Genomic DNA, 9,339 nt, shown 5'->3' on the forward strand with positions numbered 1-9,339 from the left:
CTGTAAGCACACTTTTCTATCGTTTCATAATCCCTCACCCCGGAGAAATGAAACTTGAGAGTTACGGCAGGTCTCCTGACTCGTGCGCTTAACATCTATTAGAGCCCTTCCCATATTGCCATCGTGAAACGAGCAATACAGTGGACGTCTAACCTGATACACTTACAGTTGCGGGGGCAGTTCCAGCATTTCACTGGATTCCCTATTAAGACAAATATGTCACCTTAACCCCAAATTACTATATATAGTTTAAATGAACTAAAAACAAATCAATATATTGTGTTAAGACTATCATACTCAAAAATGAATTACAAGATTAATATAAAGAAAATCACTCAGTAAGTGTACGGAAATCTTTTATGACCCTCCTCTCTTTTATTTTAACTATAAAGAATTCCATCTATATCAGCCTATACCACAACGATATAACGACATATGATAACTATAAAGTTTTTTAAAAGAGAGGTCCATCACATTGAGCAAATCCAGAACGACGAATTACCCTCGTTGGGATGAACTCCCTTACGCGGGGGAATCAAGACCTGTTGAAAATCCCGAAGCTCCATTTGCAGGAAGCTGGACGACATATTTCATTCAGTTAGAAGATGAAAAATGGGTATCTACCTTTACTGGTGAAACGATCCCTTTTCAAGTTCGTCATCCTAGTACAATTAATTGGGAACAACAATTAACCGTCGTACAATGAACACAACGGAATTTAACGAGAGAACAGAAAGCGATTGCGGCCTATTGGGGTACAGGAGTTGCGACAAAACAATGGACACCAATTGCAGATTAGCTCATCGATTCTTACGGTGTTGAAGCTCCAAGAGGTGCAAGAATTTTAGCTGCGTTGCATGCCGGAATCAACGATGCATTTGTTGTGACATGGTTTTATAAATTTAAATGGCTCGTTGCACGCCCGAACCAATTAGACGAAAAGTTAGCTACGTTCCTTTGCACACCAAGACATCCTACTTATCCATCTGGGCACGCAGCAGTCGCTGGTGCGGCTGCAGTCATTTTATCTTATTTTTTCCCGGCAGAGAGAAGGCAGCTACACGAGCTAGCAGAGGAAGCCGCACAATCTCGATTATACGCTGGCGTCCACTTTCCAGTTGATAACGAGCAAGGCTTACGACTTGGAAGGCAAGTCGGTGAGCTTGTGACAAGACAATTGCAAAGAGATCGAGATATAGAAAGCCGAAGTATCGATACACCTTATCGTAATTCTTTAAATGTTCAACTCACACCGCCACCTTATGAACAAGTCATCCCTTTTCAATTCGATGACTCCTGCGATTCGTTAGTAGCCAATAAATTCAATCCAAAAAGAAAAAAGAAACAACACTTATCAAATACCCATGCGCATGGACCAAAGTTATTTTATTAATCTAAGGAAGAGACTAAACCTAATGTCATCTAAAAAAATCCGAACCGATTCGTTTATTTCAAGAATCGTCGTTCGGATTTTTTAATTAAATATCATTTGTTCAATTGGATTCTATTTCAGATACCGTCACGAATTCATATCCTTCTTTTTCTAATGAATTTAAAATTCTCTCTACTGCTGTTACCGTTGTTTCATGAATATCGTGCATCAAAATTACTGAACCATCTGTAACGTTTTCTTCAACGATTTTAACGATTTGATCAGGATCACGAGACTTCCAATCCAAAGTATCGATTGTCCATAATATTGGTGGAAGCCCTAGAACTTCTCGCACTTGATCATCGATCGCTCCATACGGTGGCCGGAATACTGTCGGCTCTTCGCCTGTTGCACTCAATATCGTTTCATTTGTTACTTCGACTTCTTCGCTAATCTCTTCTTGACCAAGTGTCGTCAAGTCTTTATGCGTCCACGTATGATTTCCCAACTCATGGCCTTTCTCCGCAATAACTTTTGCAATGTCTGGATAGAAGTCAACCCGGTTCCCTAACATGAAAAAAGTAGCTTTCGCATCATGTTTATCCAACAACTCAAGGATCTGCAATGTGTTTGTTGGATGTGGACCGTCATCGAACGTTAAAGCGACTTTCTTTTTATTCGAATTTGCATCTTCTTTTGATTCTTCACCCGCGTCATCGTTTTCGCTTGGCTTCGGTGTCTCCGATTCATCTTCTTTGCTTGGCTCCGGCTCTTCTTTAGGATCAAAATTGATTTTTTCTTTCCATCCGTCCGTAAACATATCTTTCATTTTATGAAAAGGTATTGAAATTTCGGGAGATCCTGCAGCACCAGCAGTCACCTCATATTTATCAAACTTAAAAACAACAGACTGGTCTTTAAAGAACATATTTGTAAATTGATTATCTTCGCTTTCTGTCCATTCCTTTAAAAAGTCTTCAAATAAATAGGATTCCTCTTGTTGTTGAAATCTTTCGAGTAATAAGTTGTAGATTTTATTTCTATTTTCTTTGTTATCGATTAGAATTTCTGATTGCTCAATAAATCTCTCTTGCTCGACATCTACTAATCGAACTTTTGAACTTTGGTAGCCGTTCGCGCCGGTAACATAACTTTCTTTATGAAATACAATTGAATAAATATTTTCATTTACAGGATGAATATTAAACAAAACGTTTAGCGTAGCAGGCAATTCTTGAAGTATATCTTCATTTTCTTTTACCTCTGTTAAAAAGTCTTGTTTAGACATAGATATATAATCTTCTATTTCCTCATTTAAAGACTCACCTGCAAATTCAGGATAGTGAATCGCCATGTTATAAGATGATTCGTCTGCGATTTCAGTTATGATATTGACTCCGGAATATGCTGAATGCTCCGTTTCTTTGTTAATCTCATTTAATGGATCTGTAGAATCGCTGTCATCATCAGTTAACAGGATTTTATTAATGTAGAAAGCCACTAATATTCCTAGGACTACTAAAATATATATAGTGATTTTTTTGGGCTTCATCGGTGAACTCCTCGTCTGGTCTCTGTTTTTTGCAATATTTTTATTGTAGTCAAATCATTTTACGATTGCAATGTCGTTATTGATAAGTCAATGAATTTTTAACGACTTTTTAATAATTTCCTAACGATGATCTCCTTGAAATACATTCTGAATTTTTCATTTAAAAACACTTCGTCTAACTAAAGCAAAACAATTGAACAAGCTTATTTCTTCGTTTTAAATGAAAAGAGTGAAGACATCTAAGAATTCTTGCACACTATCATTCAAGGAGGATTACCCTATGAGTCGTTTAGCAAATAAAGTAGCAATTATTACTGGGGCAGCACAAGGTATGGGTGCATCTCACGCAAAGTTATTCATTGAGCAAGGAGCAAAAGTCGTACTAACAGACTTGAACGAAGAAAAAGGCGAGGCATTAGCAAATGAACTGGACGAAAATGCTCTTTTCGTAAAACAAAATGTAACATCCGAAGAAGATTGGACGACTGTTATTGAGAAAACAGAAGAAACATTTGGACCGGCTAACGTGCTTGTGAACAACGCTGGAATTACTTTGGCAAAAAGCCTCTTCGACCTAACATTAGAAGAATACAAGCGTACGGTTGAAATTAACCAAGTATCTGTATTCCTAGGAATGAAAGCAGTAGCACCATCTATGAAAAAAGCAGGTAGCGGTTCGATTGTTAACATTTCTTCAATGAATGGCCTAGTTGGAGGAGCAATCGGATACACAGATACGAAGTTCGCTGTTCGTGGTATGACGAAAGCAGCTGCTCTTAACTTGTCTCCAATGGGCATTCGCGTAAACTCTGTACACCCAGGTGTCATCGCTACACCAATGGTTGTTCAAGAAGACACAAAAGCTGCAGTTGAAGAGTTCTCGAAAAGCATTCCAATGAAGCGTGTCGCACAGCCTGAAGAAGTATCCAATATGGTACTATTCTTAGCATCTGATGAATCTAGCTATTCCACAGGTTCAGAATTTGTAATTGATGGTGGATTGACTGCACAGTAAGCGTAATTGTAAGTTGTGAATGATCAATAAAACGAGAACTGACTTCGGTAGGTGCTTTTTTTATAGTTAGGTTGCTTAACACTGAAAAGTAGCGGGTTAACACTGAAGGATTTAGAATTAACGCTGAAGGATTCACATGAATGCAGTAGCAAAACCGCTCGTCTTTATTATGAAGTGGAAACATATCGAACTTATCAGTTGATTTTTCTAAAAATCGGCATATAATTGAAAATGAATGACATTCAGTCATATTGGAAAGAAGGGCGTGAGTCGCATCGATAAAAAAGAACGAATCATTCAATCGGCAATTGATGTTTTCTCCGAAAAAGGAATTGAAAAAGCAACAATTTCAGAGATTGTAAAGAAAGCGGGTATTGCTCAAGGGACTTTTTATTTATACTTTTCTTCTAAATTAGCAGTTATGCCTGCGATTGCTGAAGTGATGGTCAACAAAATACTAGAAGGTCTTAATAAAAAAGTAAGCGGTGGCCCTATTCAGCAGCAGATCAATGATATCATTCATGTCATTTTCGATTTAACAGAAACATATAAAGAGCTTACGAAACTGCTATACACCGGATTAACACAAACGCAGTATGTAGGTAATTGGGAAATTATCTATGCCCCTTTATACGAATGGATAGAAGAGCTATTGCGAAACGGGATGAAAGACCAGGTAATTGATTCCGAACTAAATGTGAAATATACTGCTAAAATTATAGTCGGAACGATTGAATCAGCGGCAGAGCAAGCATATCTTTATGATCAGCAAGAGACAGAGGCTGTCAAAGAACACCAAAAAGAATTATATTACTTTTTGATCAAAGCTTTAGGCGCTCACACGTAGCGTCCTTTTATTTTATCTGAAAATGACTGACGTTCATTCACTAAAAATTTAAATTAAATCTAATCACATATGAGGAAGGAAATTTTTATGAAAAGAGCTTGGTTTTATGTCAGCTTAACAAGTTTATTAGAATTATTTTGGATTTTCGGATTCAACGTCGCTTCTGCTTGGTGGCATTGGGCAATTATTATTCCTATCATAGTCTTAGACTTTATTATTCTCTCAAAAGCATGTGAGTCATTACCGACAGGAACGGTGTATGCTGTTTTCGCAGCTGCCGGCGCAGTTGGTACTTCGCTAATGGATGTCTTTATTTTTGGAGAATCGTTCAGTGCGGAAAAAGGATTATTTATCAGTATCCTTGTCATCGGCGTTATTGCTTTAAACCTAGCAGATCAAAAACCTGAATCAAAATTAGAACCTGAACAAGGAGGTGCTTAATATGGGTTGGGTTTACGTATCTTTTGCAGCCATACTCGAATTAGTTGGCGTTATTGGGTTAAATAAATTCAGCGAACGGAAAACACTTTTTAACACATTACTCTTTTTCGGTGGTTTCGGCGGCGCATTTCTATTTCTCTATACATCCTTTAATTATCTTCAGGTCAGTGTAGCTTACGCCGTTTGGATCGGCATAGGAACCGCGGCTGCAGTAATTGTAAACATGATTTTCTTTAATGAATCAAAGAGCTTAGGACGAATCATCAGTTTAATCATTATAATTATTGGCGTAACAGGATTAAAAGCCGTCTCTTAAGAATTATTACGATGAATTATGAAAAACGACTCGAACTCATTAGAGAGTTCAAGTCGTTTTATTTAAATGCTCATTATTTTGCTGGCTCTAGATCTTCAATCGAGTTAATATCCATATATTCGGGAACGACTAAACCGATTTTAGCTCCGGTAAGGTTTTCACCTAAGTCGTCAAAGTTACCTTCGTGTTTATCATAGAATGCTTTCGTTGTAATAGGCATCCAAACCGCTAATGTTGCATCGGCATCGCCGCTTGCAACCGATTCATAAACAATTGCCAAATCAACAGGTGTTACGGTAACATCATAGCCATATTCTTCTAGTACTTCTGCCACAACATAAGTCGCTGATAGTTCAGAATCCCATTGTGTTGATGTCAATTCTATCGATTTTCCATCTGTTTTCTCAACACCTTCTGTCCACTTCGCTACTTTGTCTGGATTATCTTTTACCCAACGCTTGGCGACATCCTTCAAATCATCGCCCGTTTGGTGAGTCTCATACATAATCCCTTCCATATCTTCGATGTCCCATTGAAATTGATCAATTAGTTTATATGCATTAGGCATATCTTCTTTTAGTCCCTTACGTGCAAGGGTTTTAATCACTTCTTCGTCACCATAAACATTATCAGGGTCTTCTAAATACTTCATGTCTGGATACTTCGCAAAAATCCAATGCGGATTCCAGCCTGTAATAATAATTGGTTCTTCCTTTTCTATAGCATCATCAAGTGCTGCTGTCATAGCAGTGGTTGATGATTGCTCAAGCTTCCAACCTTCTAAATTTTCATATTCATCAATGGCTTTTTCAGTTGTCACAGTAATGCCTGCACCTGGCTCTATGCCAATAATTGTATGGTTTACTTCTTCACTGTAATTAATATCCTGGTCTTCTTCCTCTGTAGCCACATCTTCAGATTGGCAACCTGCAACAAACAATGTCAAAACGATAAGAATCAACACTGAAAAATTAAATGTGTTGAATGATTTTGTCTTAAACAATTTTGCTTCCAACTCCCTTTTCTTGTTGTTACTAGCATGTTTCTAGCGTGAGTAAACTGAATAGCAATGATTGAATATGGTTCTAGCTCGTGTATTTTTTACATACACCTCTATTAATAGTTTAGCACAGTTTTGAATCCCAGTTTTTCCCTATACATCTCAAAAGAATAAAACCATAAGAAAAACAACGCTTAGGCAATCGATACCCAAGCGTTGTTTTAGATTAATTAACTCCAGCTAAATCTCTTTTATGTTGTTGTTTAGATCGATCAGAGACTAAACCTTCCTTACCAGATATAATACCTGCAATCAGAATGATGATTGAAATCACGATTAAAAATGCGATCGGCATCGTCCAGCTACCACTTATGTCATACAATGTACCGACAAAGACAGGGCCGACTGCAGCTAGCAAGTATCCAAATGATTGCGCCATTCCTGATAATTCGGCCGCTTCTTTCCCGTCTCTTGTTCTTAACGTAAAGAACATCATGGAAAGACTGAAGCAACTTCCTCCAGCAACTCCGAGTAAAATGGCTGATACTGGTACGAATGCCATATTACCGAGCAGCAATCCAGAAAACCCGATGATAAACATGACAGCAGCTCCAATTGCCAAACCGACCTGATTCTTCATTTTTTCTGCAACCATTGGCATGACAAGTGTTGTCGGGATAATGGCTGCTTGTAACAGAAAGACCATCCAACCGGCTGTGCTTGCGTTATAACCAATTGAATTCAACACATCTGGCATCCACGTGATTAATGTGTAAAAGGCCAAAGACTGTCCGCCCATAAAAACCGTAACAGCCCAAGCTAACGGAGAACGCCATAAATTCGTTTTTTGCTCCGTTTGTACATTCACTTTCGGTGATGAATCACCTTTTTTGCGTAGTTGAGGAGTCCAGATGAGCAACGCGATGACAGCAAGCAATCCCCATACACCTAGCGCACCTTGCCATCCCATATTGCCAATCGAGGAAGCTGGTACACTCAACCCGGAACCTAAAGCACCGAAAATGTTCATAAATACAGCATATATACCTGTCATGAGCCCAATTTTAAAAGGAAAACTCATCTTAATAATTGCTGGTATTAAGACGTTCCCAACGGCAATCGCCAAGCCAATAAATAAAGTTCCTATAAATAAAAAGCCAATGCCGGTAATCGAACGAATCGCAATCCCGGCGATTAGCAACATCATCGACAAACCAATTGTCCATTCCATACCAATTTTTCTTGCAATCCTCGGTGTAAATGGTGAAAACACCGCAAAAGCTAGCAATGGTAACGTGGTAATTAGCCCTGCGACAGAGTTACTAATTCCGAGATCGTCACGGATAAATGTAATCAATGCCCCGACTGAAGTAATAGGTACCCTTAAGTTTGAACCGATTAAAATCACACCAATTAATAATAGCCAACTGGCTCTCGTAGTATTGTTGTCTGTTTGTATTCCTGTTTGCTTACTCAAAACTACTCCTCCGTCATCTTCAATATGTAATCTTTTAATACTTCCATATCATTCTCAACATACATTGCAGCAGACGCTTGATCCTGTTTCTGAATCGCATCCAATAAATTTAGGTGAAGTCCTTGCTCCAACTGAAAAGAAGGCTGCATATCTAAGAAATCATGGACAAATGAATATAATAAATCCGTCATATGCTCATATAAATCAATGAGTAACTGATTGCCAGAAGCTTGAACAATCGCTTTATGAAATTCAATGTCAGAAGTAATAAATTGATCTATGTCTTCTTTTTCAGAAGCAACTTTAGTTTTTAAAACAATTGCTTCAAGTTTCGTCAAGTCTTCTTCTGTTCGACGTTCAGCAGCCATTTTAGCAGCTTGTTTCTCAAGTGAAAAACGCACTTCAAGCGTTTCTAACATCGTAGATTTCTTCACATGACGTTTTAAAGCAGCGCCTAAAACACTCGCTGATTTGACGAGCGTTCCACTCCCTTGTTTTGTTTCCAATAAACCAGCGTGTACTAATGCCCGAATCGCCTCACGTAATGTGTTGCGACTGACGCCGAACTTTTCCATTAGCTCCATCTCAGGCGGAAGCTTTTCTTCTATCTTCCACTGTCCTTGTTCAATTAATTGCTCCATTTGTGCAGCAACCTGTTCCACCAACGATAAACGATTTATTTTTTGAATCATTTTCGTTCCTCCGTAAAAGTTGTAGGATGATTGGTACATAGGATATTGTACGTGAGGGTAATGGTTTTGTAAACTATGTGAATTATTTAATGGGGGATCATTTCTGTTGAATAGATTACGAACGAAATTCCAAATGAAAAAAGCAACCTGTTGAATAACAACAAGTTGCTTTGCATATCTTAACGATTATTTTTCATCATCATCGCTAAACTTATCTTTCATATCGCCGTATTTCTTTTTGGCTTCGCCTTTTACTTGATCTTTCTTGCCTTCGATTTCTTTCGAAGCATCGTCTGTCATTTCACCATATTCCTCTTTCGCTTTTCCTTTCACTTTATCCATTGAACCTTTTACGTTCTCTTCAAAACCTTTATCTGACATATTAAATCCTCCTTGTTGTGCAATGTTCAGGTTGTAATTAAAATCAGTAAAAGCTTTAGAAAGCTTACAGTTTTTATTTAACCGTCATGGAGAATTTGTAAACATGTATCTTGCTAAAACAGGAGACAAACTATTGATTTGTGAACGTTTGAACTACTCCCACCTAAATGCTAGCGCGTTTTGAGGAGGGAGATTCCTGGGTCATCCACTCTATTGAGCGGAAATAATCAGGCTATCCCCGTAGTC

Annotated in this window: 11 protein-coding genes and 1 riboswitch; of the genes, 6 read left to right on the forward strand and 5 right to left on the reverse strand. The window is 38.2% G+C overall.

The features are described 5' to 3' along the window. Window positions 1-48: 48 nt before the first annotated feature. Window positions 49-242: riboswitch (cobalamin riboswitch) on the reverse strand. Between the two features lie 233 nt (window positions 243-475). Beyond that, complete coding sequence (locus KC820_RS13250) at window positions 476-706, forward strand: hypothetical protein (RefSeq protein ID WP_236782607.1); 231 nt, start codon at window positions 476-478, stop codon at window positions 704-706. Window positions 707-853: 147 nt separating this feature from the next. Further along, a complete protein-coding gene (locus KC820_RS13255) occupies window positions 854-1,393 on the forward strand; it encodes a phosphatase PAP2 family protein (protein ID WP_236782608.1) in 540 nt (179 codons plus the stop codon). Window positions 1,394-1,493: 100 nt separating this feature from the next. Here the strand turns inward: KC820_RS13255 and KC820_RS09720 are convergent, their stop codons facing one another. Further along, window positions 1,494-2,924 (reverse strand): polysaccharide deacetylase family protein, encoded by a 1,431-nt coding sequence (locus KC820_RS09720; protein ID WP_212370558.1) that lies wholly within the window; start codon window positions 2,922-2,924, stop codon window positions 1,494-1,496. A gap of 280 nt (window positions 2,925-3,204) precedes the next feature. Here KC820_RS09720 and KC820_RS09725 point away from each other — a divergent pair, with 280 nt between their 5' ends. The 4 genes from KC820_RS09725 (at window position 3,205) to KC820_RS09740 (ending at window position 5,543) form a co-directional block, all read left to right on the forward strand. After that, on the forward strand, window positions 3,205-3,939 hold the full coding sequence (locus tag KC820_RS09725; protein ID WP_212370559.1) for a glucose 1-dehydrogenase: 735 nt from the start codon (window positions 3,205-3,207) through the stop codon (window positions 3,937-3,939). Between the two features lie 235 nt (window positions 3,940-4,174). After that, window positions 4,175-4,786, forward strand: a complete 612-nt coding sequence (locus KC820_RS09730) for a TetR/AcrR family transcriptional regulator (RefSeq protein WP_236782609.1) — start codon at window positions 4,175-4,177, stop codon at window positions 4,784-4,786. An 87-nt stretch (window positions 4,787-4,873) separates the two neighbouring features. Then, on the forward strand, window positions 4,874-5,227 hold the full coding sequence (locus KC820_RS09735; RefSeq protein ID WP_212370561.1) for a DMT family transporter: 354 nt from the start codon (window positions 4,874-4,876) through the stop codon (window positions 5,225-5,227). Between the two features lies 1 nt (window position 5,228). Then, window positions 5,229-5,543, forward strand: a complete 315-nt coding sequence (locus KC820_RS09740; RefSeq protein WP_212370563.1) for a DMT family transporter — start codon at window positions 5,229-5,231, stop codon at window positions 5,541-5,543. A gap of 73 nt (window positions 5,544-5,616) precedes the next feature. On the opposite strand, the gene KC820_RS09745 is transcribed toward KC820_RS09740, so the two are convergent. The 4 genes from KC820_RS09745 to KC820_RS09760 all read right to left on the reverse strand — a co-directional run bounded on the left by KC820_RS09745 (window position 5,617) and on the right by KC820_RS09760 (window position 9,093). Continuing rightward, a complete protein-coding gene (locus KC820_RS09745; RefSeq protein ID WP_212370565.1) occupies window positions 5,617-6,546 on the reverse strand; it encodes a glycine betaine ABC transporter substrate-binding protein in 930 nt (309 codons plus the stop codon). 223 nt (window positions 6,547-6,769) lie between these two features. Beyond that, a complete protein-coding gene (locus tag KC820_RS09750) occupies window positions 6,770-8,020 on the reverse strand; it encodes a CynX/NimT family MFS transporter (RefSeq protein WP_212370567.1) in 1,251 nt (416 codons plus the stop codon). A 2-nt stretch (window positions 8,021-8,022) separates the two neighbouring features. Then, window positions 8,023-8,712, reverse strand: a complete 690-nt coding sequence (locus KC820_RS09755) for a FadR/GntR family transcriptional regulator (RefSeq protein ID WP_212370569.1) — start codon at window positions 8,710-8,712, stop codon at window positions 8,023-8,025. Between the two features lie 186 nt (window positions 8,713-8,898). Continuing rightward, complete coding sequence (locus KC820_RS09760; RefSeq protein ID WP_212370571.1) at window positions 8,899-9,093, reverse strand: CsbD family protein; 195 nt, start codon at window positions 9,091-9,093, stop codon at window positions 8,899-8,901. Window positions 9,094-9,339: the final 246 nt, after the last annotated feature.

The sequence above is a fragment of the Allobacillus saliphilus genome, from assembly GCF_018138385.1.
Lineage (GTDB): Bacteria > Bacillota > Bacilli > Bacillales > Alkalibacillaceae > Allobacillus > Allobacillus saliphilus.